Below are 23167 nucleotides of genomic sequence, written 5' to 3' on the forward strand. Positions count from 1 at the left end.
CGGCCGGCAGCTGGGAATGCTGCCGGCCGTCGGCGTGGTGAAGGAGGCGAAGCCTCCGCTGCGGACTGTGGTGGCCACGGACAGCGGCGGCGTCCGTCCATAAGGTGGTCCCGCCGTCGTCCGCCACCCTTGACTCGGTACCGGCTTTTCCTTACGTTGGGGGCCTGCTGCCAGCCGCGGCCCAAAGGAGATCGAGCATGAAAGCTATCGTGCAGGACGTCTATGGGACTTCGGACGTGCTTGCGCTGCGGGATATTGCCCGGCCTGTAGCGCGCGACGGCGAGGTCCTGGTCAGCGTGCGGGCAGCCGGAGTCGAGCAGGGCGTGTGGCACCTGATGACCGGGCTGCCCTACCTGGTCCGGCTCTTTGGTTATGGGCTGAAGAAACCCAAAGTCTCCGTGCGCGGCCGGGAAGTGGCCGGTGTGGTGGAGGCCGTGGGAGCCGGCGTGACTCGGTTCAAGGCGGGTGACGAGGTCTTCGGAACGTCAGAGGGGTCCTTTGCGGAGTTCGTCTGCGCCAAGGAGGGCAGGCTGGCCAGGAAACCCCGGAACCTTCCCTTCGAGGGAGCAGCAGCGGCAGCCATCTCCGGCGTGACGGCCTTGCAGGCTGTCAGGGACTCCGGCCAGGTGACCGTGGGCCAGAAGGTGCTGGTCATTGGGGCGGGTGGAGGAGTGGGGTCCTTCGCGGTGCAAATAGCCAAGGCTTTTGGTGCGGACGTGTCGGGAGTCTGCAGCACCGGCAAAGTGGAATTTGTCCGGTCCCTCGGCGCTGACACAGTCATTGACTACACACGTGAAGACTTTGCCGCTGCCGGGGCGCAGTATGACGTCATCCTGGACACCGCGGGCAACCGTCCGTTCTCCGTCCTCAAGCGCGCACTCGCCCCGCGGGCCACACTTGTGCTTGTCGGCGGCGAGAATGGCGGAAAGCTCACCGGCGGGTTCGAAAGGTCACTGGCGGCACCTTTGTTGTCGCTGTTCTCCCGGCAAAAATACAAAAGCCTGGTGTCGAGGGAGACGTACCTTGACCTTGAGGCCCTGGCATCCCTGATTGAAGCCGGGAGCGTCAAACCCGCCGTAGACAAGGTCTTCCCGCTTGCGGAAGCACCGGCCGCCGTCAGGTATCTCCGGGAGGGCCGGAGCCTCGGGAAAGTGGTGGTCAGGATCTGATCCGGCCGTTTTGCCGTCGCATAAAAAGTCCGGAAGTAATTCTGAGTTCGGCTCGCTGCCTGCCCATCTCCGGACCCCTTGAATGTCAGACCCCACTGCCAGGATGGATTTATGGAAGGCAATCCGGTGGTGGTGGAGGCAGAGGCGTTTGTTGATGCCTCCGTGGCTGCTTTCACGGCCGTGCTCAGCGGCGCTGCTGTTTCCGGTACGACTGGTTCCGGTACGGATGTTTCTGGTCTTGGTGGCGTTGAGCCTGGCGCTGACGCTGGCGGGGTTGGTGATGATCCGTTGCAGCGGGTTGCTGATAATGCGTTGGATGTCCTTGCGGGGGTGGCGCGGTCGGAGGCGAAGCTGGCAGCGGTGAAGGCGCGGGCGGTTCAGGTGCTCGCTGCCGCCACGAGTGTGCTGAACGGTCCGCCGTCCTCACCGCAGGAGGCCACGGCCCAGGACCGGAGCCTGGTGGCCGAGGTCGGGTGTGCACTGGTGATCGGTGACCGCGCCGCCGGCGCCTTGTTGGCCGAGTCCCACGCCCTGGCCACCGCCCTGCCCCGGACCCTCGCCGCGTTGGGGTCCGGGACGATTTCCTGGGCCCATGCCCGGGAAATGGTGAACCAGACCGTGGGGCTTGACCGGGCCGGTGCCGCCGCCCTGGAGGCCCACTTCCTGGACCCGGACACGCCACGGCCGGCCGGTGCGGCGACGATCGGTGAGATGCCGGCCTACCGGTTCAAGGCCAAGGCCCGGACGTGGCGGGAACGCCACCATCCCGAGTCGCTGGAGAAGCGCCATGCCAAGGGGGTGGCGGACCGGCGGGTCGAATACCGGCCTGACCAGGACGGGATGGCCTGGCTCTCGGCCTGCCTCCCCGCCGACCAGGCCATGGCAGGCTGGAACCGGCTCAACGCCCTCTCCCGCGCCGCACAAGGACCCACCGAACCCCGCACCCTCACCCAACTCAGTGCCGACCACTTCGCCCAAGCCATCCTCACCAGCGGCGCCAATGCCAGCAGCGGCGACGGTGCAGGGGCCGGAACGGATCTCACCCCGTCTTCGTCAACCCGGGCGCAGGTCCTCGTCACCGTTCCGGTCCTCTCCCTCATGGGAGTAACCGATGAGCCAGCCATGCTGGACGGCTTTGGCCCCATCCCAGCCTCGATGGCACGGGACCTGGTCGCTGACGGTGCTGATTCGTTCTACCGGGTCCTGGTCGATCCGCGGGACGGGGCGCCGTTGGAGATCGGGCGGAGCAGCTACCGGGTCACCAAAGCCATGCGGAACTGGCTCCGGCTTCGCGACGGCCAGTGTCCGTTCCCCGGCTGCAGCAACCCGTCTTTGGATAACGAGGCAGACCACCTCCTCGCCTGGCACCACGGCGGGACCACCGGGATCAGCAACCTGGGACAGCCCTGCCCGAAACACCACAAACTCCGGCACACCAGCAGGTGGAAACCAACACCAGCCACCAAGAATCAACCACCCGGCTGGACCTCACCCACCGGACGCCACTACAAAAGCGAACACCAGGACTGGGAACCACCCCACTGGCCTGCCAGCACTCGTGTCCCTGCCATTGCCGATGCTCCGGCCCGCCCAACTGGAGACGTCCCGTACTTGGAGCCTCCCCCGGAGGAACCCGCAGGCGGAAACCTCCTGGACCCTGGCGACATACCGGCGGATGACCCCTTATGGGACGACTTCTACGCCCTGCCGCCCATTTCGGCTCAGGAGCCGTTGACGCACTGGGAACCGGCTCTGCCCTAGCGGCAACCGCCGGCTTCCCCGGAGCACTCCGTGCAGTAAGAGCGGGTCCAAAGGACGACGTCGTGGTGGCAATACAGGATTCCGGCGCCAACCCGGGCCCCTTCCGCCATCGAGGCCCGATACGTGCCCACTCTTCCGGGTGCCGGGCTGCGGGCTGTGAGGATGGGATCCCCGGCGCGATGTCCTGCCGTCCCATCGACAAGTTCGCGGAGAATGTCAGCACGGCCAAGGAAGTGAGCCCGCTCAGTAACCATATGGACCAGAACCTGATGCAGGGTGGCATGGCGCCACTGACAAATGTCGAAGCTTGCGGCAACGCCATGAATTCCCACGGGCTCTACGGCGAGGTCGTGCATGTCTGTGATCCCAGACACCGTGCATACTTTAACGACGTCGAAACCCAAGCGCGGGGCGCACAGTTAAGTACGGGATACCGGACAGGGCTGCGATGCCCGGAACAGCAATGGAGGGACCATGGCGGTCGAAACGGAGGCCAGGCCTGAAGCAGGCAGCGCACCTCAGATGGCATCAAAGGTGACATCCAAAGTCCCCGCTGCCGAAAACACGCTGCGCATCCTCAAACTGCTGGCATCCCGTCGAGGCCCCATGGCGGCGTCGCAAATCGCTTCCACCCTGGGCCTGCCACGCTCCAGCGTCTACCACCTGCTGGGGGTGATGGAAGCCAACGGGTTTGTCCTCCACCTCCACGAGGAGCAGCGCTACGGGCTCGGCATCAGCGCGTTCGAGCTCAGCTCCGCCTACTCCAGGCAGGAGCCGCTCTCCCGGCTCGGCCGCCCGTTGCTCGCCTCCCTGGTGGATGCGCTGGGTGAGAGTGCACACCTGGCGGTACTGCACGGGCGAGACGTGCTGTACATCGTTGAGGAGCGCGCCAAGAACCGCCCGTCCCTGGTGACCGACGTCGGAGTCCGGCTCCCCAGCCACCTCACCGCCAGCGGGCGTGCCATTCTTGCGGCCCTGCCCAAGTCCCAGGTCCGTGCGCTCTATCCGAACGCTGCTGCTTTCACCGCCCGGCACGAGGTGGAAGGCGCCATCATGAAGTACTCGGCGCTGTCCTCGCACCTGGACCGGGTAAGGCAGCGCGGTTACGCCACCGAACATGGCGAAGTCACGCCAGGCTTTGGCTCCATCGCCGCCGCCGTGACGGACCACCTGGGATGGCCGACGGCGGCCGTCGCCGTCACCTTCCTCGAGGACAAGCTGCCGGCTGAGCAATGGCCGGCGCTCGCCGCCCGCGTCCAGAAAGTGGCCGATGAGCTCTCGGTGCGGCTCCATGGCCGCCCCGCCAAGTAGGCCCCAGCCCCACCCGAGCCGCTCCGCACTCCCAGCCACCGACCCGTCCAGTTTGGTGCCTTAACTAAAAGGGCAGCGGGGTTCTAGGAGGGTCCGGTATCCCGGACAGCACCACTCAGCAGGCCCTGTTTCTGCCACCTCGGACGGGCTTTAGTAGATACAGAACTTCCAGCAAAACCACTACACGAAGGAGCCACCATGGCACCCGCCGATTTCACCACCGGTGCCCGCCCGGTCAAAGCAGCCCGCGGCACCGGGCTCACCGCCAAGTCCTGGCAGACCGAAGCGCCGCTGCGCATGCTCATGAACAACCTGGACCCCGAGGTCGCCGAGCGCCCGGATGACCTGGTGGTTTACGGCGGCACCGGCCGCGCTGTCCGGTCCTGGGCCGCTTTCGACGCGATCACCCGCACGCTGGAAACCATGGAGAAGGACGAAACCCTCCTGGTGCAGTCCGGCAAGCCCGTCGGCGTCTTCCGCACCAACGAATGGGCGCCCCGCGTGCTTCTGGCCAACTCAAACCTCGTCGGCGACTGGGCCACCTGGCCCGAATTCCGCCGGCTGGAGGCCGAGGGCCTGATGATGTACGGCCAGATGACCGCCGGGTCCTGGATTTACATCGGCACCCAGGGCATCCTCCAGGGCACCTTCGAGACCTTCGCCGCGATCGCCCGCAAGCTCACCGGCGATGAAAACGGCACCCTCGCCGGAACCCTGACGCTCACCGGCGGGTGCGGCGGCATGGGCGGTGCCCAGCCGCTTGCCGTCACCCTGAATGACGGAGCGTGCCTGATTGTCGACGTCGACGAAACGCGCCTGCGGCGCCGCGCCGGCAAGCGCTACCTCGATGAGGTGGAGACCGACCTCGACGCCGCGATCGCCAAGGTGCTCAAGGCCAAGGAAGAGCGCCGCGGCTGGTCCGTGGGCTATGTCGGCAACGCCGCCGAGGTCTTCCCGGAGATCCTGCGCCGCCATAAGGCCGGTGAGCTCACCGTGGACATCGTCACCGACCAGACGAGCGCGCACGATCCGCTGTCCTACCTGCCCGAGGGCATCTCGGTGGCGGAATGGCACCGTGAAGCAGAAGCTGACCCGGAAGGCTTCACCAAGAAGGCGCAGGCGTCGATGGCCAGGCACGTCCAGGCCATGGTGGAATTCCAGGACGCCGGCGCCGAGGTCTTCGACTACGGCAACTCCATCCGCGACGAAGCCCGCAAGGGCGGCTACGAACGTGCCTTCGAGTTCCCCGGCTTCGTCCCCGCTTACATCCGCCCGCTCTTCTGCGAGGGACTCGGCCCCTTCCGCTGGGTTGCCCTGTCGGGTGACCCGGAAGATATCCGCGTCACCGATGAGGCCATCAAGGAGCTGTTCCCGGAGAACAAGCACCTGCACCGCTGGATCGACGCCGCCCAGGAACGCGTCGAGTTCGAAGGCCTGCCGGCCCGCATCTGCTGGCTCGGCTACGGCGAACGCGCCAAGGCCGGCCTGCTGTTCAATCAGCTCGTGAAGGACGGCAAGGTCAAGGCGCCCATCGTGATCGGCCGCGACCACCTGGATTCAGGGTCTGTCGCCTCCCCGTACCGCGAAACCGAGGCGATGCAGGACGGTTCTGACGCGATCGCTGACTGGCCCATGCTCAACGCCCTGCTGAACACCGCCTCAGGCGCCACCTGGGTGTCCCTGCACCACGGTGGCGGGGTCGGCATCGGCCGCTCCATCCACGCCGGCCAGGTCTCCGTCGCGGACGGCACCGACCTCGCCGCCCAGAAACTCGAGCGCCTTCTCACCAACGACCCCGGCATGGGCGTCATTCGCCACGCCGACGCCGGGTACGACCGCGCCCTCGAGGTCGCCAGGGAACGCGGCGTCCGCATTCCCATGCAAGAGACAGCGTCCGAAGCCCGCTGACCAGCCCCACATCCACATCGGTTGCTTCGTAACTGTCGTTTTGAGCCCCGAAAACGACAGTTACGGAGCAATCGATCCACAGAAGCAGGAACACCATGAGCACCATCACCCACGAACCGCTGACCGTCACCCTCGGCACCAGCGGTATCACCCCGGAGGACGTCGTCGCCGTCGCGCGCCACAACGCCAGAGTGACCATTTCCCCGGAAGCCCTCGAAACCGTTGCAAAAGTGCGCGCGCACATCGACGACCTCGCGGCGAGCGACACCCCGGCGTACGGAATTTCCACCGGTTTCGGCGCCCTTGCCAACCGGCACATACCCAACGAATTGCGCACCCAGCTGCAAAAGAGCCTGATCCGCAGCCACGCCGCCGGCATGGGTCCGGCTGTGGAACGTGAAGTGGTCCGCGGCATCATGTTCCTCCGCGCCAAGACACTGGCCTCCGGCCGCACCGGCGTCCGTCCGGTGGTCCTGCAGACCATGGTGGACGTCCTCAACGCCGGCATCACCCCGGTGGTCCGCGAGTTCGGGTCGCTGGGCTGCTCCGGCGACCTGGCACCCTTGTCGCACTGCGCCCTGGTCCTGATGGGCGAGGGCGAAGCCGCCGGGCCGGACGGCCAGCTGTACGGCACCGCCGGCCGTCCCGCCGTCGCCGAACTCCTTGCCTTGCACGGCATCGAGCCGGTCACCCTCGCCGAAAAGGAAGGCCTTGCCCTGGTCAACGGTACCGAGGGCATGCTGGGCATGCTGTTGATGGCCATTGCGGACCTTCGGCAGCTGCTGACGACGGCGGACATCACCGCAGCGATGAGCGTCGAGGCGCTGCTGGGCACCGACCAGGTGTTCCTTCCGGAGCTGCACGCCGCGCTGCGACCCCATCCGGGGCAGGCCGCCAGCGCTGACAACATGCTGCGCGTGCTTTCCGGTTCGCCGATCGTCGCCTCCCACAAAGTCGGTGATTCCCGCGTGCAGGACGCCTATTCGCTCCGCTGCGCCCCGCAAGTCACCGGTGCGGTGAGGGATACGCTGGACCACGCGGACCTGGTGGCGTCCCGCGAACTCGCCGCGGCCATCGACAACCCGGTGGTGCTCCCTGACGGGCGGGTCAGCTCCAACGGCAACTTCCACGGCGCTCCTGTGGCCTACGTGCTGGACTTCCTGGCCATCGCCGTGGCGGACCTCAGTTCCATCGCGGAGCGCCGGACGGACAGGATGCTTGACCCCGCGCGGTCCCACGGCCTTCCTGCGTTCCTCGCAGCCGACCCCGGTGTCGATTCCGGGCTCATGATCGCCCAGTACACCCAGGCCGGGCTGGTCTCGGACAACAAGCGTCTCGCTGTACCCGCATCGGTGGACTCCATCCCGAGTTCGGCCATGCAGGAAGACCACGTCTCCATGGGGTGGCACGCGGCCCGTAAACTCCGGAAGGCAGTGGAGAACCTGCGGCGCGTCCTGGCGATCGAGCTGGTGACCTCAGCCCGGGCATTGGATATCCGCACCCAGCTTTCCGGTGGCGGGCTGACGCCGGGACCGGCGGGCGCCGCCGTCGTCACTGCACTTCGGAGCGTGGTGGACGGGCCGGGGACGGACCGCTTCCTTTCCCCGGAGCTGGAGGCTGCGGACAGGCTGGTCGCCGCAGGGGAGGTGCGCCGGGCCGTCGAATCGGCCGTGGGTCCACTGGCATAAAAGCGAACAATCTTCAGCCAATAGGCACAAAGCGTCCGCCTGATGAAATTTCCAGCGACACGGACATCGGGCGGACGCGGAGTGTAGTAGAACTGAAGGTGTAGTGAAAGTCACATCAAAGAGGCTGTGGCGCGGAACATATACAAAGGGGTAGAAGTTCAAATGAAAGCACGTGGGGCAGTCCTGTCGAGGCGCAATGCCCATTCCGCCGTTATTTCCGACTGGAGGGGACTCCAGGCCGGGGAACGCGTCGAGATCATCAAGCAGGCGCATGTGGTGGCCACCGGTGAGGTGGAAGAAGTGTCCCAGAGTGGAAACGTTCTGTGGCTTGTGCCGGCTGGTCCGTCCGAAAAGCAGCTCTTTTTGAAGTCCGACGGCGTACAGGTCCGCCGGGCCTGACAACCCGGCCAACTGCCGATAGAAAAAGTCCCCGCCGCTGCGTATGCAGCGGCGGGGACTTTTGTCTGTGCGCGAAAGGGGCGTCCCTCGCAATCTGTCAGGCTGCGATGGCCTCGTAGGTCTCGCCGAAGGGGACCGATTCGTCCAACGCCACGGTGTAGCGGCCGGGGTGCAGCCTGGTCACCAGGATGCCGCAGGCCGCGTCCTGGGCTGCAACCTCGATGAGTTCGGCAACTGCTTCTTCCAGGCCCATGTGGACATCGCCCGCGGTGGAGAACTCCAGGTCGATCGACCGGACTGCCGGTGCGTCAGTGGCTGAGGAAACGGCGGGGACGCGTTCCATTGTTGCTGTAGTCATGTGTGAACTTTCTGTGTTTCATGCCTGAGGGCCTTTCCACCGTACCCGCTGGTCCCCGCAAATGTAAGATGACTACTGTTTGGAGTGTCGAACTCCCGGCCCGAAAACCGTCAGGACCTCCAGTCACAATAGGGCGCGTTGGCGGCGCGTCAGCGCGTCGGCAACGATGGGTACAAACGTGCAACGTCAGCTCGAAGGGGATCTGGATGAAAATCATGCGCCTGGGTGATAAGGGCAAGGAGCAGCCGGCAGTCATGGTGCCGTCCGGCCGGTACTACAGCCTCCTGCCGCTGACGCCGGACGTGGACGGTGAGTTCCTGGCATCCGGGGGAGTGGACAAGGTCCGGCACGCGCTGGAAGCCGGATCCCTGCCGGAACTGGAAGGTGCGGAGGCGCTCAGGGTTGGCCCCCCGATTGCCAGGCCCGGCTCGGTGGTGGGAATCGGGATGAATTACGCCGCGCACGCCGCCGAGTCAGGTTCCGCGCCCCCGGAAATTCCGGTGGTGTTCCTCAAACCGGGCAATACTGTTGCGGGACCGTTCGATGCCGCTCCCATTCCGCCGAACTCCAGCAGGTACGACTGGGAAGTGGAGCTGGGAATCGTCATCGGCAGGGAGGCCTCCTACCTGAAGTCCCCCAGCCAGGCGAAGGACTGCATCGCGGGATACGTCACCGCCAACGACCTCTCCGAGCGTGAGTACCAGCTCCCCGGGGCGGCCGGCCAGTGGACCAAAGGGAAGTCCCTCCCCGGCTCCACGCCGCTGGGCCCCTGGCTGGTTCCGGCAGGCGAGATCGACGGCGGGAACCTGCCGTTGCGGAGCTGGGTCAACGGGGAGCCGCGGCAGGACTCCTGCACCTCGGAGCTCATCTTCGATGCCGCCACCCTTGTCCACCACTGCAGCCAGTACATGCGCCTGGAGCCCGGGGACGTCATCCTGACCGGAACGCCGGAAGGCGTGGCGCTCAGCGGCCGCTTCCCCTACCTCCAGCCGGGTGACGTGGTGGAGGTAGAGGTTGTGGGGCTGGGGCGCCAACGCCTTGGGCTGTTCCGTGCTGGAGAGTCCGGCTAGCCTGCCTTTACTGCCAGGACCGGGCAGTCGGCTTCCAGCAGGATCCGTTGGGAAACGCTGCCCATGATGAGCTTGCCCACCGGTGTCCGACGGCGCAGGCCGATCACAATCAGTTCAGCGTTGTGCTCCTCCGCGGCATCGAGCACCTCTGCGGCGGCATCGTGGCCACGGACCGGCTGCTTGATCACGTGGTCGATGCCCTGGGTGGCCAGGCGGTCCTCAATGCTCTGGATCTCCGGCTCCTGGGCGTAGCGGTTGTCCACCAGCGCGTCCCCCTTGGACGAGTTGATGACCAACAGTTTGGTGTTGCTCTTCCGGGCTTCGTGGATGGCCTGGGTCAGGGCTGCTTCGCCCTCGGGGGTCGGGACGTATCCCACCACGATGGTCATGGTGTCTCCTTCTTGTCTGCGTGGGCCGGGCTGTCTGGGCGGGCAGTGCTGTCCGGGTGGCTATGGCTGCCTGGGCGGGCTGTGCTGTCTGCGTGGACACCGCTGCCTGAATGAACTGTGCTGCCCGGGTGGGCGGCACTCTCCGGGTGGACGGGCAGGTCTGCATGCGCGGAGCTGCCGGACGGAGCCGCCGGCCCCGTTTCCGTGGCCGGCACGGGTCCGGCCGCAGCCGGGCGGTTGCGCCGGACCAGCTTGAAGATCAGCGGCCACAGTAGGATGAGTCCCACGATGATGTAGATGACGACGGCGATCGGCTCGCTCCAGAGCCCTGCCGGGTCACCGGCGCTGAGCTGCAGGCTCTTCCGCAACTGGCCCTCGATGCGTGGCCCAAGGATGACGCCAAGGATCAGGGGCAGCACAGGCAGCCCGAACCGGCGCATCATGAATCCCAAAGCCCCCAGCGCAAGCAGGAGGACCAGGTCGAAGGCCTGCAGGTTCACCGAGTAGGCGCCCAGCGTGGCGAAGAACAGGATGCCCGCGTACAGGTACGGCCGGGGGAGCTGCAGGAGCTTGGCCCACAGGGGAGCCAGCGGCAGGTTGATCAGCAGGAGCAGCAGGTTGCCGATGAAAAGGCTTGCAATCAGCGCCCACACCAGGGGGCCCTGGCTGGAGAACAGCTGCGGACCCGGCTGGATGCCGTAGGAGGTGAACGCAGCCAGCATGACGGCGGCAGTGGCGTTGGTGGGCAGGCCCAGCGCAAGCATGGGGGTCAGGGTCCCGGCGGCGGCTGCGTTGTTGGCAGCTTCCGGACCGGCCACGCCCTCGATGGCACCCTTGCCGAACTCCTCGGGGTGCTTGCTGAGGCGCTTCTCCGTCACATAGGAGAGGAACGTGGGGATTTCCGCGCCGCCGGCGGGAAGGGCGCCGAAGGGGAATCCGAAGGCGGTCCCCCGGAGCCAGGGCTTCCAGGAACGGCTCCAGTCCTTCTTGCCCATCCAGGGACGTCCAACCGGAATGACGTGCAACGGGGTGCGGCGCAGGTGGGCGGCAACCCACAAGGCTTCACCCACTGCGAAGATGGCCACGGCCACCACAACGATGTCCAGGCCGTCCGCGAGCAGCGGCTGGCCGAAGGTCAGGCGGCGCTGGCCGGTCACGGAGTCGATGCCCACCAGGCCGATGGCCAGGCCCAGGGCCAGCGAGGAGAAGCCGCGGAGCCGGGATGAGCCGAGCACGGCCGTGACGGCCAGCAGGGCCAGGACCATGATGGCAAAGTAGCTGGGCGCACCCAGGCTGACGGCGAACTTAACAACAATGGGGGCGCAGACGGCCAGGAGCGCGGTGCCGATGGTGCCGGCGATGAACGAGCCGATGGCCGCCGTCGCAAGCGCCTGCGAAGCCCGCCCCGCTTTGGCCATTTTGTTGCCTTCGATCGCCGTCACCACCGAGGACGATTCACCGGGTGTGTTCAGCAGGATCGAGGTGGTGGAACCGCCGTACATGCCGCCGTAGTAGATGCCGGCGAACATGATAAAGGCGCTGGTGGGTTCCAGGGCGTAGGTGACGGGCAGCAGCAGGGCCACGGTCATGGCCGGGCCGAGGCCGGGCAGGACGCCGACGGCGGTGCCCAGGATGACGCCGATGACGGCGTAGAGGAAATTCATGGGGGTGAGGGCGGTGGCGAAACCGTCCATCAGTGAGGACCAGACGTCCATCAGAGGATTCCTTCCAGGAGTCCGGCGGGCAGTGCGATGCCCAGGCCGAGGTAGAAGCCGTAGAAGGTCAGCAGGGACAGGGCCACGGAGATGAGCCCGTCACGGATGTAGCGGCGGCTGCCCAGTGCCAGGACGCTGCCCCAGAACAGGACGGTGCCGGAGATGACCCAGCCGGCCCAGTCGATGAGCAGGATGTTCAGGATGAAAGCGCCCGCCAGGGGCAGGATGGTCTTCCAGTCGGCAGGGTGGGTGAGGTCGATGTCCTCGCCGCCCTCCGCTTCGCCCTGGCCGCCCCGGATGACGTTGACGGCCAGCAGGACTGCGCAGGCCACCAGCAAACCGGCCACGATGAACGGAACCGTTTTGGGACCAACCGGGTCCGACTGGGAATACGGGGTTACCAGGCCGTTGGCGTCCAGGAAGACAAGGACGCCAACCGCGCCGAGCAGGAGTGCAACTCCCAGCTCGGCGCGGCCTTTAAGGCCTGTGGTCAGCGAGCTCACGCCAACCCAAGCTTGGTGAGGACGTCCGCCACCCGCTTGTCCTGCTCGGTGAGGAAGGTCTCGAACTCGTCGCCGGTGATGAAGGCGTCAGTCCAGCTGTGGGTCTTCAGCGCTTCCTTCCAGCCTTCGGTTGCGTGCATCTTCTCAAGGGCGGCGATCAGGGAAGCCTTGTCCTCGTCGCTGATGCCCGGAGGGGCCACGATGCCGCGCCAGTTGGTGAACACCAGGTCGATGTTGGATTCCTTCAGTGTGGGGGCGTCCACGCCTTCCAGGCGCTCCTCGCCGCTGGTTGCCAGCACGCGGACTTCGCCGGATTCGATCTGCTGCAGGTACTCACCGGCGCCGGAAGCGGCAAAGCCAAGCTTGTTGCCGAGGATCGCGGGCAGGAGGTCTCCGCCGCCGTCGTAGGACACGAAGTTCACCTTGGTGGCGTCGATGCCCACCGCGCCGGCCAGCTGCATGGGCAGCAGGTGGTCGGGGCCGCCGGGGGAGGAGCCGCCGCCTACGGAAATAGACGCCGGGTCAGCCTTCCAGGCCGCCACCAGGTCGTCGATGGTCTTGTAGGGGGAGTCCTTGCTGACCATGATCGCGCCGGGTTCCTCGATGAGCCGGGCCAGGGGGGTGGTCTCGGTCAGCTTGGATTCGGACTTGTTGGTGTAGCTGGCGCCCACGACGCCCAGCCCCATGAGCATGGTGAGGTCGCCGTTGCCCTTTTCGTTGACCACGCGGGCCAGGCCCACGGTGCCCCCGGCGCCGGCGAGGTTGAAGACCTCGGTGTTGTTGGAGATCTTCTCGTCGTCGAGGACCTTCGCTGCGGCGCGTGCGGTGGTGTCGTAGCCGCCGCCCGGGGTGTTGGGGACCATGATCTGCAGGCCGGTGATGGGTCCGGCGGCGGCGCCGGAGCTTTCCGGGCCGGTGGAGCTCTTGCCGGTGGCACCGCAGCCGGTGGCCATCAGGGCGATGCCGGCGGCGACGGCGGCGACTCGCAATGCGCGGATCTGGCGCATGGTGTTCCTCTTCTCAGTAATGCAATTCTCTACAGGATGATCAGCGGACCTGATCTGTGCTTTCGATGCTAGGCCCGGCAGTGACGGCGATCACTCTTGTGTACGCAGAGAAAGTTAAGTTCATTGCGTTCACGTTTCCGGCACCCCACCACGCCCGGGTCCGCACCGCCCTTCGCCTCGTCGTGCATCGCCCTTTAGGCTGGAAGTTGGCCAGGGAACGGGGCGGACATGGCGGAGCGAAGCGGGCGTTACGGAACCAGGCCGGCAGCATGGATCGGCATCGCGGTGGTCCTGCTCGCGCTGGTCCCGGCAGTCATGCGGGTTGTTGATGGACGGGCGGGCTGGTGGGAGGCGCTGTACATCCTGGCCGGGGCCGGGTTGATCGCGTTCCACGCAACCCGGCTGGTGCTGCTGCACCGCGCAGGCCGGATCCCGGGTGCCGGCGCCGGCACCGCCCGGAGTGCCGGCGGGGAAGGGCACGACGGCGGTCCCCGCTGACTGTGCCGCAGGCTGCGGTATAGTTCCGGTACGCCGGGAGGGGGCGGGCGGCGCGCCCCTGTGCCTGCGCGACGTGTGCCTGCGCCCAGGCACCTGAACCACCATTAAAGGAATCCACGCAGTGACGCGACGAAGAGGAATGTCCCTCGCCGGGCAGTACCTTGTGCTCCAGTTGCTGATTGTCCTGGCAGTGCTCGTGGCCGTGGTGGCCATTTCCCTGGCCCAGTCCGCTGCCGCCTTTGAGCGCACCGAGGGCAGGAGGGCGCTCTCCGCCGCGGAGGCGCTCGGCAACAACCCCGCGGTCCGGGCTTTGCTGCCGGAGGCTGAGCCGCGTGTTGGTTCAGCGCTCCCTGCGGTGGCCGAGTCCGTCCGGACCGTCTCCGGATCGTCCCACGTCACGCTCGCAAAACTGGACCGGACGGTGGTTGCCGCCTCCGATCCGGGCCTGCTGGGCAAGCCCATGGAACTCGGAGCCAGCAGGGTCATGGAAGGCCGGGCGTGGACCGGCGTCCTGAACCAGGGCGGAACCGCCGTCCTCTCCGCCCACGTCCCGGTGCTCAACGATTCGGGAAAGATGATCGGCATCGCAGCCATCAGCCGCAACTACCCGTCCACCCTTGAACGGCTCGGCGATGCCGTCCCCAACCTCCTGACCTACCTCGGCGTGGCCAGCGTCCTGGGCGTGGCGGGATCCCTGCTGTTGTCCCGCCGGGTCAAACGCCAGACCCTCGGGATGGAGCCCAGCGAGATCACCGGGCTGGTGGAAAACCGCGAGGCGATGCTGCACGGGCTGAAGGAAGGCGTGGTGGCGCTGGACCCCCATGAGCGCGTCACCGTAGCGAACGACAGTGCCAGGGAGCTGTTGGGGCTGCCGCCGGACTGCGTGGGCAGGAAACTCGCGTCCCTTCCCGTGGACCCGGCGCTCAAGGTGGTCCTGACCCGCGACCAGCCGGACCCGGACCAGCTGGTGCTTGTGGGGGAGCGGCTGGTGGTACTGAACCGCGTGCCCATCCGCTCCCGCGGCCGCAACATCGGCTCGGTCACAACCCTGAGGGACCGGACAGAGCTGTCATCCCTGGAGCGTGAGCTGGGGGCCACCCGGACCGCCACGGACACGCTGCGCGCGCAGGCCCACGAGTTCGCCAACCAGTTGCACGTCATTTCCGGCCTGATCCAGATCGGCGAGTACGATTCCGTGGTCCAGTTCGTTAACGGCGCTACGGTGGACCGGACCAGGCTCAATGATGAAGTGACCAGCCGGATCCAGGATCCCGCGCTCGCCGCATTGCTGATTGCCAAGTCCAGCCTCGCAACCGAGCGCGGCGTGGCACTGCAGCTTGACCCGGAGTCCGCCCTGGGCCCGGTCAGCGACGATTTGTCCCGGGACCTCACCACCGTTGTGGGGAACCTGGTGGACAACGCGTTCGACGCCGTCACCGGGCTTCCGGGGGCAGCCGTCCGGGTGCTTGTGGAGGACACTGAGGACCATGTCACCGTCACGGTCCGGGACACCGGCCCGGGCGTCCCGGACGAGGCCGTGGAGGACATCTTCCGCCAGGGGTTCTCCACCAAGGAAGCCGGCCCGGCGGACGGACGCGGCTTCGGCCTGGCGCTTTCACGGGTGGTCTGCCGGCGGTCCGGCGGGGACCTCACGGTGGCCAATGACAACGGAGCAGTCTTCACCGCACGATTCAAAAGGGGTGCAACGCAGCCATGATCAAGGTGCTGATCGTCGACGACGACTTCATGGTGGCCAAGGTCCACGCCGGGTTCATCCAGCGGACGCCCGGCTTCGCCGTGGTGGGCGTGGCCCACACCGGCGCCCAGGCCGTGATCGAGACGGAACGGCTGCGGCCCGACCTGGTGCTGCTGGACATCCACCTTCCGGACATCAACGGGCTGGACCTCATGCACCGGCTGCGGGACGTCGCCCCGGAGCTGGACGTGCTGGTGATCAGTGCCGCCCGGGAAGTGGAGACCGTGCGCAAGGCCCTCCGCGGCGGAATCGTGCACTACCTGATCAAGCCGTTTTCCCAATCGGACCTGCAGGAGCGCCTGGAGCATTACCGGAGTGCGTACCAAGGGCTGGATTCAGCCAAGGACGTGGCCGAGCAGTCGGACGTCAACCGGGTGTTCGGCCTGGACCGGACCGAGCGGCCGCTTCCCAAAGGCTGCAGCATCGAGACCCTGAAGCTCGTGGAGGCCACCCTGAATGCCGCCGACGGCGATCTTTCCGCGGCTGAGGTGGCCGAGCAGCTGGGAACGTCCCGGGTCAGCGCGCGGCGTTACCTGGAGTACCTGCACGACGAAGGGACCCTCGACGTGAGGCTCAAGTACGGCGTGGGGCGTCCGGAGCGGCGCTACGTCCTCAAGGGCCAGTAGCGCGCTTACCTGCAGGCAGCGCCTTACGGGCGGGCAGCGCCGCCCGATGCGCGCCCGCAGCCTGCCGGATCAGCGCAGCAGCGTGTCCAGCAGCCGCGCGGCAACGCGTGCAGTCCGGCTGTCCACGTCCAGCGCCGGGTTCAGCTCGGCGATGTCCAGGTGCAGGAGCTTCCCGCTCCAGGCCACCTGCCGGCACACCGCGGCGATCACGGGGAGGGGCACGCCATACGCCGCCGGGGCACTCACCCCCGGCGCCACCGCAGCCGGCAGCACGTCAAGGTCGATGGTCAGGTACAGCACGTCGATCCCGGCAAGGAATTCTGCCACGAAGGTGCGGACACGTTCGGCCTCGCAGTCCTCGTCCAGCAGGTAGCGCACCCCCAGCGTCCGCGCCGTGTCGAAGAGTGCATGCGTGTTGTTGGGTTCGGATATCCCGACGACGGCGTAGCGGAAGTCGCGACCCGCGGCCGCTTCCGCGCGGGCCATCTGCAGGAACGGCGTCCCGGACGTTGCCAGCGGCTCGTCCCGCAGGTCGAAATGGGCGTCAAGGTTCAGGATGCCCAGCCGCTTCCCGCCCCGGACCGCCGCAGAGGCGGCCACCCCCAGGTAGCTCGCGAAGGCGGTTTCATGTCCTCCGCCCAGCACTGCCGTCACCTGCCCGGCGTCGAGCAGTGCCGTGACGGCCCGGCCGGCGCGTTCCTGTCCGGCCTCAAGGTCACCGCCTGACACCACAACGTCCCCGGCGTCGTAGACGGCCCGGTCAAGATGGAACGCCAGCGGCGCCAGGACCTTGCGGATGGCCGCCGGAGCGGCTGCCGCGCCGGTGCGGCCCTTGTTCCGGCGCACGCCCTCGTCGCTGGCGAAGCCCAGCAATGTTGCGGGCCTGGCATCCTCCCCGCCTGGCGCACCTGTCACGCCTGCAGCACCCGCAGGGCCCGCCGTCCCCGCGGCGCCCTCCGTGCGGGTAGCTGCTGCCCCGCCGTCGTACGCCGTAACTGCCTGCCACCAGCGCCGGTGGGCGGCATCATCGCCGTCGAACCTCCCTTCCCAGGGCCGGGGCGGGAGGTCAATGTCAGGTATCAGGGGGGCCATGCTCCAAGCTCACCGCATGAGGACGGCGAAAACCAGCAGCGCCGCCGTCGCCATGTCCGGTATCCAAGATCGTCAGCGTCCGCCGGCAGCAGGGGCTATTGTGGAGCAATCCCTTCCCCCGGGGACCCCATCACCTTGTGTGCCGCACCGGCGCATCATATCCAGGCCGGAGAACAGCCCCGTGTTTGAAGCCCCCAGCATCCTCTTTGCTGCCGCAGGCGCGGCCGTTTTTACCGCAGCTGTCCTCCCCAAACTCCTGCGGAACATGCCGTTCTCCATGCCCATGGTCTTCCTGGGCGCCGGCATGGCGGCTTTCGCCCTGATTCCCACGCTTCCGGACCCGGACCCCATGGCGCACAGCGACTTCGTTGTGCACCTGACGGAGATCTGCGTCATCATCTCGCTGATGGGCGCCGGGCTTGCTTTGGACCGCCCCGTGGGCCGCAAGCGCTGGGCCACCACCTGGCGGCTGCTGGGAATCGCCATGCCGTTGTGCATCATCGCGCTGACCCTGCTGGGCCTGTGGTTCCTGGGCCTCGGCCTCGGCGCTGCCCTGCTGGTGGCCTCCAGCCTGGCGCCTACGGACCCGGTCCTGGCCTCCGAAGTGCAGGTGGGTGAACCCGCGGACCACGACGAGGAGGCCAACAAGGAGGACGAGGTCCGCTTCGGCCTCACCTCCGAAGCCGGCCTCAACGACGGGCTTGCGTTCCCCTTTGTGTACCTCGCCATCGCCATCAGCATCGTGGGCTCATCCCCGCTGGCCTGGTTCCCCGAATGGTTTGCGGTGGATGTCCTGTGGCGGCTGGCCATCGGCGTGCTGCTGGGATTCCTCACCGGCAAGCTCCTGGCATGGCTGTTTTTCTCGGCCGGCGCTGAAAGCCTCCGGCTGTCCAACCACTCGGAGGGCTTCGTAGCCCTGGCCGCAACCTTCCTCGCCTACGGTGTCACCGAGATGATCGAGGGCTACGGCTTCATTGCCGTGTTTGTCTGCGCGGTGACCATCCGCTCCGCCGAGCACACGCACGGTTACCACCGGGTGCTGCACTCCTACGTGGAGCAGCTGGAGCGGCTCCTGACCGTGGTGATCCTGGTCCTGCTGGGCGGTGCGATTGCCCGCGGGCTGCTTGCCGGGATCGGTTGGGCCGAGGTGCTGGTGGCGCTGGCATTCCTGCTCCTGGTCAGGCCACTGGCAGGCTGGATCGGCCTGCTCGGCGGCAAGACCGGACCGCGCGAGCGGATCGCCCTCTCGTTCTTCGGGATCCGGGGGATCGGCTCGCTCTACTACCTCTCCTATGCGCTGGGCAAGGGCGAGTTCGCCGGCCAGGCCGAATGGCTGTGGGCCTTCGTGGGGCTGGTGGTGGCACTGTCCATCGTGATCCATGGCGCCACCACCTCGCCGCTCATGAACCGGCTGGACAAGCTTCGGGAAAAGAAGGCCCGGGCGTTGACAGGCGACGAAGGCCTGGTGCCCAACACTCCCGTGTAGGGCACCAGGCCTTGGTTCGGCGCTGGCCGCGCCGGAGCCCTGCCGCCGCGCAGGTCGTCGGGCCGGGGCTACATGCCCAGTGCGGCCTCGATGGGACCCACCGCGAAGAACAGCAGGAACGCGCCGGCCACGGCCCACATGAGCGGGTGGATCTCCTTGACCCTGCCCTGGACGGTGCGGATCAGGACAAAGGCGATGAAGCCGGCGCCCAGTCCGTTGGCGATGGAGTACGTGAACGGCATCAGGGTGAAGGTCAGGAATGCGGGGATGGCAATGCCCCAGTCCTGCCAGTCGATCCGGCCCACCTGGGACACCATCATGAAGCCCACCACCACCAGGGCGGGGGCAACCGCTTCGAAGGGCACCAGGTTGATGAGCGGGGTGAAGAACATGGCCACCAGGAACAGCAGCCCGGTGACGATTGAGGCCACGCCCGTGCGCGCGCCTTCGCCGATTCCGGCCCCGGCTTCCACATAGATCTGGTTGGAGGATACCGAGGCCCCGCCGCCCACGATCGCGCCGAGGGCGTCCACCTGGAGCACACGGTCGACGTCCGGGATGTTGCCGTGTTCGTCAACTGTCCCGGCCTCGTTGGCCAGGCCCACCATGGTCCCCATGGCATCGAAGAAGATGCTGAGGAGGATGACGAACGCGAGCAGGGTTGCGGCGACGAAGCCCAGGTGCTCGAAAGCGCCGAACGGGTTTGCCTTGCCGATCAGGGACAGATCCGGGGCGGCCCAGCCGGTGAAAGTGGGCGCCACCAGGGACCAGCCCTGCGGGTTGGAGGTCTCGCCGTCGAAGCTCGGCCCGATGTGCAGGGTCATCTCCAGAAGCACCGAAATGATGGTGGAGGTGATGATGCCGATCAGGATGGCGCCCTTGACCTTGCGCACCACCAGCGCGATGGTCAGGACCAGGCCGAAGATGAACACGGCGGTGGGCCAGCCGAGGAGCTTGCCGTCGTAGCCAAGGCCAACGGGCACGGTGGTGCCGGCGACATCGGGGATGCGGCGGACGAAGCCAGCGTTGACCAGGCCGATCAGCGCGATGAACAGGCCGATGCCCACCACGATGGCCGTCTTGAGCCCGTCCGGGACGGCTTTGAAGACGGCGGTGCGGAAGCCGGTCAGGACAAGGATCAGCATGGTAACGCCGGAGAGCACCACCAGGCCCATCATGTCCGGCCACGTCAGCCCCGGGTTGGTGGCCACAGTGACGGCCACGAAGGCGTTGACGCCCAGGCCGGTGGCAAGCGCGAAGGGGTGCTTTGCCCAGGCGCCCATAAGGATGGTCAGGATGCCCGCCACGAAAGCCGTTACGGCGGCTACGGCGGTGAACCCCAGCGTGGTGCCGCTGGAGTCGGGGCCCGAGAGGATCAGGGGGTTCAGCACCACGATGTAGCTCATGGCAAAGAACGTGGCGAAGCCGCCTCGGATCTCGCGGGAAAGGTTAGAACCGCGCTCGGTGATCTTGAAGTACCGGTCCAGGGCAGAGCCTTGCTTAAGCATTAGTCCTCCGGGGAAGTCTGTGGGGATACCTGCATCCTATGGTGGCGGCGGCAGGGCGGCAGGCATTTTCGCCTAGTCTGTAAGGAAGCCAACACAAGGAGCCGCCGCCGCATGCGTCCCATCCGCCAGATCCTGACCCTGGGGCTCGTGCTCCTTGTTTTCGCCGCCGGTGTGCTGGGCCTCGCCGGGCCCGCCTCCGCGCATGATGCCGCCGAGTCCAGCACCCCGTCGGACGGCGCGTCGCTGCCGGCGCCGCCCGAACAGGTCTCGGTGGCCTTCAACAACAAGCCGCTGGGCATTGGCGCGGCGTTCTCCGTCAAAGACGCCTCCGGTACCGAGTGGGCGGAGGGGCCGGTGGACATCGTGGACAACGTGGCATCCCAGAAGCTGAGGGCCGGAGGCCCGGCGGGGGAGTACACCGTGGCCTGGCGGGTGGTCAGCTCGGATTCGCATCCCATCGAGGGGACGTTCTCCTTTACGGCCGCCTCTGCCGGGCAGGGCGCCGCACCGGCAGCAAGTCCAACTGAGGGAGGAAGTCCGACGGCGGCGGCTACAGTCCCAGCCACCGGCGCCGGGGCAAGTACTGCCCCCGCCATGGGGACGGCCCGGCCGGGGACGACGGGCGAGCCTGAACAGGTGGGCTCAGGGGAGCCGTTCCAGTGGAGCATCGTCATCTTTGCCCTCGTCGCAGTGGGGCTGCTGGCCACGCTTGCCATCCTGGCCCGGCGCCGGCTCACAGCAGGCACGGACGACGAATGATGGCGGGTTGGGGGCCCGCCGCGGGCAGGGGCGCCGGGCGGCCTTAGCAGGTCAGGGCCTAGCCGGTTAGGGCCGCAAAGTTCCCGGTGGCCGGGTAGGCCATAGTGTCCGGGTGCACTCTGGCGGAGATTGCCTGGCCCACCGTCTTGGCCTGGCGCAGGACTTCCTTGGGGGAGGGCGTGATGAGCTCGCCAACTCCCACCAGGTAGATGCCAATGGCCCGCATGGCTGCGGTAAGGTTCCGGCCCACCGCCATGCCGAAATCATTGATCATGCGCCGGAGCTGGCTGTGGGCGCAACGGGTCAGGACAATGTGGTCCGCCACCAGGATTCCTGTAGGCGTATGCACCTCCCACTGCGGGGCTGAAGCAAGCGGCGACCCGCCGTCCACCATGGTCAGCTGGATGGCGCGGGTGGTGTTGCGCACGTCGACGTCGTGGCTGGCGGCGTAGTTCCGCAGGTGCCGCAGGATCTCGTTGCGTTCGCGAAGGCTCACGGAGTCCGCCGCGTCGCACCGCTGGAGGGAAGCTGTGTTGGCCGGTTGCGCGGCGCCTAGGAGGTCCAGTCCGTCCACCACGATCGAGTCCACGCCGCGGCGGCACAACTCGGCAGCCACGGCCAGGCCTGAAAGCCCCGTGCCAATGATCACAGTGGTGGTCTGTTCGGTCCCGGCACTCCCAGGCATGCTTGACACTACAGTTTCCCTCCTTCGAAAGTTTCGGCAGGTGCGGGCGTCCTCGCCCGCTCGCGTCCCGTTACCCCCAAAGCCCGGCCGCAGTGCGTTGCCGGGCAGCTCTGACGGAATGAGGCAGTAGGCGTCCCGGACCAACAATGTCCTGAAGACTACAGAAGATTCGCGGCCAGGGATAGCCCAATCCCGAAACAATTTCGTCCAGGTGAAGGCGCTTTCCCGAAGACTGCCCGCTACCTGTGGATAACCGCTGTTTCCAGCCCCGAAGAGGCTTGCTAAGGCAGGGCCTACGGAGAATAGTGAGAAGCGGAAGCGAGCCTTTCTTCCCAGCTCAGGCGGGGGTAGGGGTGCACGTGGAATGGCCTGCTTCTGGCAGAATAGCCGCAACATCAGGCAGTATCGCGAGGAGGCGGCCCCATGGGCGCACAAGAGTTGCATCCGGACCCGCAGGACGGCGGCAGTCCTGCCGCTCCCGAGGGGATCGTAGTCGGCGTCGACGGATCGGACCACGGCCAGTGCGCACTGGTGTGGGCAGCACGCGAGGCCCAGCGCCGGCGTCGTCCGCTGCACATCGTCACCGCCTATTCCGTCCCGATCTTCGCGGCTTCCGGCTTGGACGGCGGATACGCCACCGTAGACGACTCCGTCATTCGTGAAGGCGCGGAGTCGATCGTCAAGCAGGCCCTTGAGAAGGTGTCCACCTACGACATCGATGCCACCGCGTCCGTGGAGAACGGCGATGCCTCCGGCGTCCTGCTGGAGATGTCCGAAACTGCTGAGCTCCTGGTGTTCGGCACCCGCGGCCGCGGCGGCTTTGTGGGCAGGCTCCTCGGTTCGGTGAGCAGTGCACTCCCGGCCCACGCGAAATGCCCCACGGTGACGGTGCCCCTCATCTGTTCAGACCGGCTTGGCGAAACAACTGAGGACTGGCACATCAAGGCAGAGCAGGCCAAGGCCGGCCACCAGCGCGTGGAGAACGTGGTGGTGGTGGGCGTGGACGGTTCGGAGCAGGCACGGGTAGCCGTGTTGGAGGCAGCAGCCCAGGCTGAACGGCTCGGGGCCACCCTGCGCGTGGTCTGCGCGGTGCCGCAGTACAGCGGCTCCCTCGCGTGGGTTCCCGCCCCCATGGACCGCAAGGCGCTGTTCGCCGACATCCAGGTGACCCTGGACGCCGGAATGGCCTGGCTGCGGAGCCACTTCCCGAATCTGCCCACCGAGTCCGAGCTGAGGGACGGCTCTCCTGTGGACGTCCTGGTGGACGCCAGCCGCCACGTGGAGCTGGTGGTGGTGGGTACCCGTGGCCGTGGCGGGTTCACCGGGATGCTCCTCGGCTCAACCTCGGACGGGGTGCTCCACCACGCCAAGGGCCCCGTCATGGTGGTCCCGGACCGGGACGACCCGCGCCTGGCGGACCGTGCCCGGTTTGGGCCGGTACTCGGGGCAGCCTGACCGGATCCCGCCGCAGGGGAGCGC

22 protein-coding genes are annotated in these 23167 nt (G+C 67.1%); 13 read left to right on the forward strand and 9 right to left on the reverse strand.

Annotation, left to right across the window (positions count from 1 at the left end):
* Nucleotides 1–197: 197 nt before the first annotated feature.
* Both AC4BCK_RS02915 and AC4BCK_RS02920 read left to right on the forward strand, forming a co-directional pair.
* A complete protein-coding gene (locus AC4BCK_RS02915) occupies nt 198–1169 on the forward strand; it encodes an NAD(P)-dependent alcohol dehydrogenase (RefSeq protein WP_490566565.1) in 972 nt (323 codons plus the stop codon).
* Between the two features lie 111 nt (nt 1170–1280).
* The gene (locus AC4BCK_RS02920) at nt 1281–2930 is read left to right on the forward strand and encodes an HNH endonuclease signature motif containing protein (protein ID WP_490566566.1); all 1650 of its coding nucleotides are present in this window, start codon (nt 1281–1283) and stop codon (nt 2928–2930) included.
* On the opposite strand, the gene AC4BCK_RS02925 is transcribed toward AC4BCK_RS02920, so the two are convergent.
* Nucleotides 2927–3286 (reverse strand): mycothiol transferase, encoded by a 360-nt coding sequence (locus AC4BCK_RS02925; RefSeq protein WP_400593894.1) that lies wholly within the window; start codon nt 3284–3286, stop codon nt 2927–2929. The two genes, AC4BCK_RS02920 and AC4BCK_RS02925, sit on opposite strands and share 4 nt — an antisense overlap.
* Nucleotides 3287–3404: 118 nt before the next feature.
* Between AC4BCK_RS02925 and AC4BCK_RS02930 the strand changes: the two genes are divergently transcribed.
* The 4 genes from AC4BCK_RS02930 (at nt 3405) to AC4BCK_RS02945 (ending at nt 8236) form a co-directional block, all read left to right on the forward strand.
* On the forward strand, nt 3405–4241 hold the full coding sequence (locus AC4BCK_RS02930) for an IclR family transcriptional regulator (RefSeq protein ID WP_400593855.1): 837 nt from the start codon (nt 3405–3407) through the stop codon (nt 4239–4241).
* 198 nt (nt 4242–4439) lie between these two features.
* Nucleotides 4440–6149 (forward strand): urocanate hydratase, encoded by a 1710-nt coding sequence (gene hutU, locus AC4BCK_RS02935; RefSeq protein WP_174179385.1) that lies wholly within the window; start codon nt 4440–4442, stop codon nt 6147–6149.
* 95 nt (nt 6150–6244) lie between these two features.
* Nucleotides 6245–7837 (forward strand): histidine ammonia-lyase, encoded by a 1593-nt coding sequence (gene hutH, locus AC4BCK_RS02940; RefSeq protein WP_174179387.1) that lies wholly within the window; start codon nt 6245–6247, stop codon nt 7835–7837.
* Nucleotides 7838–7999: 162 nt separating this feature from the next.
* Nucleotides 8000–8236 carry a hypothetical protein gene (locus AC4BCK_RS02945; RefSeq protein ID WP_104188045.1) on the forward strand — a complete coding sequence of 79 codons (237 nt, stop codon included), beginning with the start codon at nt 8000–8002 and terminating at the stop codon, nt 8234–8236.
* A 97-nt stretch (nt 8237–8333) separates the two neighbouring features.
* Here the strand turns inward: AC4BCK_RS02945 and AC4BCK_RS02950 are convergent, their stop codons facing one another.
* Nucleotides 8334–8594 carry a hypothetical protein gene (locus tag AC4BCK_RS02950; RefSeq protein ID WP_364320041.1) on the reverse strand — a complete coding sequence of 87 codons (261 nt, stop codon included), beginning with the start codon at nt 8592–8594 and terminating at the stop codon, nt 8334–8336.
* Between the two features lie 206 nt (nt 8595–8800).
* Here AC4BCK_RS02950 and AC4BCK_RS02955 point away from each other — a divergent pair, with 206 nt between their 5' ends.
* Nucleotides 8801–9664, forward strand: coding sequence for a fumarylacetoacetate hydrolase family protein (locus AC4BCK_RS02955; RefSeq protein WP_364320043.1), 864 nt, complete (start codon nt 8801–8803; stop codon nt 9662–9664).
* On the opposite strand, the gene AC4BCK_RS02960 is transcribed toward AC4BCK_RS02955, so the two are convergent.
* From AC4BCK_RS02960 to AC4BCK_RS02975, 4 genes are read right to left on the reverse strand one after another with little or no spacing between them, the layout of a single operon-like run.
* A complete protein-coding gene (locus tag AC4BCK_RS02960) occupies nt 9661–10053 on the reverse strand; it encodes a universal stress protein (RefSeq protein ID WP_066273479.1) in 393 nt (130 codons plus the stop codon). The genes AC4BCK_RS02955 and AC4BCK_RS02960 overlap by 4 nt on opposite strands.
* Nucleotides 10050–11768, reverse strand: coding sequence for a tripartite tricarboxylate transporter permease (locus tag AC4BCK_RS02965; RefSeq protein ID WP_310111860.1), 1719 nt, complete (start codon nt 11766–11768; stop codon nt 10050–10052). Before AC4BCK_RS02965 ends, AC4BCK_RS02960 begins: the two co-directional genes overlap by 4 nt.
* Nucleotides 11768–12271: a tripartite tricarboxylate transporter TctB family protein gene (locus AC4BCK_RS02970; protein WP_066273481.1), complete on the reverse strand. Its 504-nt coding sequence runs from the start codon at nt 12269–12271 to the stop codon at nt 11768–11770. The genes AC4BCK_RS02965 and AC4BCK_RS02970 overlap by 1 nt, the downstream gene beginning before the upstream one ends.
* Nucleotides 12268–13278: a Bug family tripartite tricarboxylate transporter substrate binding protein gene (locus AC4BCK_RS02975; RefSeq protein WP_174179398.1), complete on the reverse strand. Its 1011-nt coding sequence runs from the start codon at nt 13276–13278 to the stop codon at nt 12268–12270. The genes AC4BCK_RS02970 and AC4BCK_RS02975 overlap by 4 nt, the downstream gene beginning before the upstream one ends.
* Nucleotides 13279–13506: 228 nt before the next feature.
* On the opposite strand from AC4BCK_RS02975, the gene AC4BCK_RS02980 reads away from it, so the two are divergent.
* The 3 genes from AC4BCK_RS02980 to AC4BCK_RS02990 all read left to right on the forward strand — a co-directional run bounded on the left by AC4BCK_RS02980 (nt 13507) and on the right by AC4BCK_RS02990 (nt 16158).
* Nucleotides 13507–13776 (forward strand): hypothetical protein, encoded by a 270-nt coding sequence (locus AC4BCK_RS02980; RefSeq protein WP_363939079.1) that lies wholly within the window; start codon nt 13507–13509, stop codon nt 13774–13776.
* 139 nt (nt 13777–13915) lie between these two features.
* Complete coding sequence (locus AC4BCK_RS02985) at nt 13916–15493, forward strand: sensor histidine kinase (protein WP_400576488.1); 1578 nt, start codon at nt 13916–13918, stop codon at nt 15491–15493.
* Nucleotides 15490–16158: a response regulator gene (locus tag AC4BCK_RS02990; RefSeq protein WP_174179401.1), complete on the forward strand. Its 669-nt coding sequence runs from the start codon at nt 15490–15492 to the stop codon at nt 16156–16158. Before AC4BCK_RS02985 ends, AC4BCK_RS02990 begins: the two co-directional genes overlap by 4 nt.
* A gap of 69 nt (nt 16159–16227) precedes the next feature.
* Here the strand turns inward: AC4BCK_RS02990 and hutG are convergent, their stop codons facing one another.
* Entirely contained in the window at nt 16228–17250 is a 1023-nt protein-coding gene (gene hutG, locus AC4BCK_RS02995) for a formimidoylglutamase (protein ID WP_310111855.1), read from the reverse strand.
* Between the two features lie 181 nt (nt 17251–17431).
* On the opposite strand from hutG, the gene AC4BCK_RS03000 reads away from it, so the two are divergent.
* Complete coding sequence (locus AC4BCK_RS03000) at nt 17432–18736, forward strand: cation:proton antiporter (RefSeq protein ID WP_363956357.1); 1305 nt, start codon at nt 17432–17434, stop codon at nt 18734–18736.
* Between the two features lie 68 nt (nt 18737–18804).
* Here AC4BCK_RS03000 and AC4BCK_RS03005 read toward each other — a convergent pair whose 3' ends face one another.
* Complete coding sequence (locus AC4BCK_RS03005; protein ID WP_174179407.1) at nt 18805–20244, reverse strand: NCS2 family permease; 1440 nt, start codon at nt 20242–20244, stop codon at nt 18805–18807.
* Nucleotides 20245–20355: 111 nt separating this feature from the next.
* Here AC4BCK_RS03005 and AC4BCK_RS03010 point away from each other — a divergent pair, with 111 nt between their 5' ends.
* A complete protein-coding gene (locus tag AC4BCK_RS03010) occupies nt 20356–21003 on the forward strand; it encodes a copper resistance CopC family protein (protein WP_400619449.1) in 648 nt (215 codons plus the stop codon).
* Nucleotides 21004–21061: 58 nt separating this feature from the next.
* Here the strand turns inward: AC4BCK_RS03010 and AC4BCK_RS03015 are convergent, their stop codons facing one another.
* Entirely contained in the window at nt 21062–21688 is a 627-nt protein-coding gene (locus AC4BCK_RS03015) for an FAD-dependent monooxygenase (RefSeq protein WP_490566891.1), read from the reverse strand.
* A gap of 423 nt (nt 21689–22111) precedes the next feature.
* Between AC4BCK_RS03015 and AC4BCK_RS03020 the strand changes: the two genes are divergently transcribed.
* Entirely contained in the window at nt 22112–23143 is a 1032-nt protein-coding gene (locus AC4BCK_RS03020; protein ID WP_490566567.1) for a universal stress protein, read from the forward strand.
* Nucleotides 23144–23167: the final 24 nt, after the last annotated feature.

This window comes from Pseudarthrobacter sp. As-47, from assembly GCF_058215595.1.

Bases quoted from the DNA above. Each gene is read 5' to 3' on its own strand.
- AC4BCK_RS02915 (WP_490566565.1), top strand. From the start codon at position 198: ATGAAAGCTATCGTGCAGGACGTCTATGGGACTTCGGACGTGCTTGCG.
- AC4BCK_RS02920 (WP_490566566.1), top strand. From the start codon at position 1,281: ATGGAAGGCAATCCGGTGGTGGTGGAGGCAGAGGCGTTTGTTGATGCC.
- AC4BCK_RS02925 (WP_400593894.1), bottom strand. From the start codon at position 3,286: ATGCACGACCTCGCCGTAGAGCCCGTGGGAATTCATGGCGTTGCCGCA.
- AC4BCK_RS02930 (WP_400593855.1), top strand. From the start codon at position 3,405: ATGGCGGTCGAAACGGAGGCCAGGCCTGAAGCAGGCAGCGCACCTCAG.
- hutU (WP_174179385.1), top strand. From the start codon at position 4,440: ATGGCACCCGCCGATTTCACCACCGGTGCCCGCCCGGTCAAAGCAGCC.
- hutH (WP_174179387.1), top strand. From the start codon at position 6,245: ATGAGCACCATCACCCACGAACCGCTGACCGTCACCCTCGGCACCAGC.
- AC4BCK_RS02945 (WP_104188045.1), top strand. From the start codon at position 8,000: ATGAAAGCACGTGGGGCAGTCCTGTCGAGGCGCAATGCCCATTCCGCC.
- AC4BCK_RS02950 (WP_364320041.1), bottom strand. From the start codon at position 8,594: ATGACTACAGCAACAATGGAACGCGTCCCCGCCGTTTCCTCAGCCACT.
- AC4BCK_RS02955 (WP_364320043.1), top strand. From the start codon at position 8,801: ATGAAAATCATGCGCCTGGGTGATAAGGGCAAGGAGCAGCCGGCAGTC.
- AC4BCK_RS02960 (WP_066273479.1), bottom strand. From the start codon at position 10,053: ATGACCATCGTGGTGGGATACGTCCCGACCCCCGAGGGCGAAGCAGCC.
- AC4BCK_RS02965 (WP_310111860.1), bottom strand. From the start codon at position 11,768: ATGGACGTCTGGTCCTCACTGATGGACGGTTTCGCCACCGCCCTCACC.
- AC4BCK_RS02975 (WP_174179398.1), bottom strand. From the start codon at position 13,278: ATGCGCCAGATCCGCGCATTGCGAGTCGCCGCCGTCGCCGCCGGCATC.
- AC4BCK_RS02980 (WP_363939079.1), top strand. From the start codon at position 13,507: ATGGCGGAGCGAAGCGGGCGTTACGGAACCAGGCCGGCAGCATGGATC.
- AC4BCK_RS02985 (WP_400576488.1), top strand. From the start codon at position 13,916: ATGTCCCTCGCCGGGCAGTACCTTGTGCTCCAGTTGCTGATTGTCCTG.
- AC4BCK_RS02990 (WP_174179401.1), top strand. From the start codon at position 15,490: ATGATCAAGGTGCTGATCGTCGACGACGACTTCATGGTGGCCAAGGTC.
- hutG (WP_310111855.1), bottom strand. From the start codon at position 17,250: ATGGCCCCCCTGATACCTGACATTGACCTCCCGCCCCGGCCCTGGGAA.
- AC4BCK_RS03005 (WP_174179407.1), bottom strand. From the start codon at position 20,244: ATGCTTAAGCAAGGCTCTGCCCTGGACCGGTACTTCAAGATCACCGAG.
- AC4BCK_RS03010 (WP_400619449.1), top strand. From the start codon at position 20,356: ATGCGTCCCATCCGCCAGATCCTGACCCTGGGGCTCGTGCTCCTTGTT.
- AC4BCK_RS03015 (WP_490566891.1), bottom strand. From the start codon at position 21,688: ATGCCTGGGAGTGCCGGGACCGAACAGACCACCACTGTGATCATTGGC.
- AC4BCK_RS03020 (WP_490566567.1), top strand. From the start codon at position 22,112: ATGGGCGCACAAGAGTTGCATCCGGACCCGCAGGACGGCGGCAGTCCT.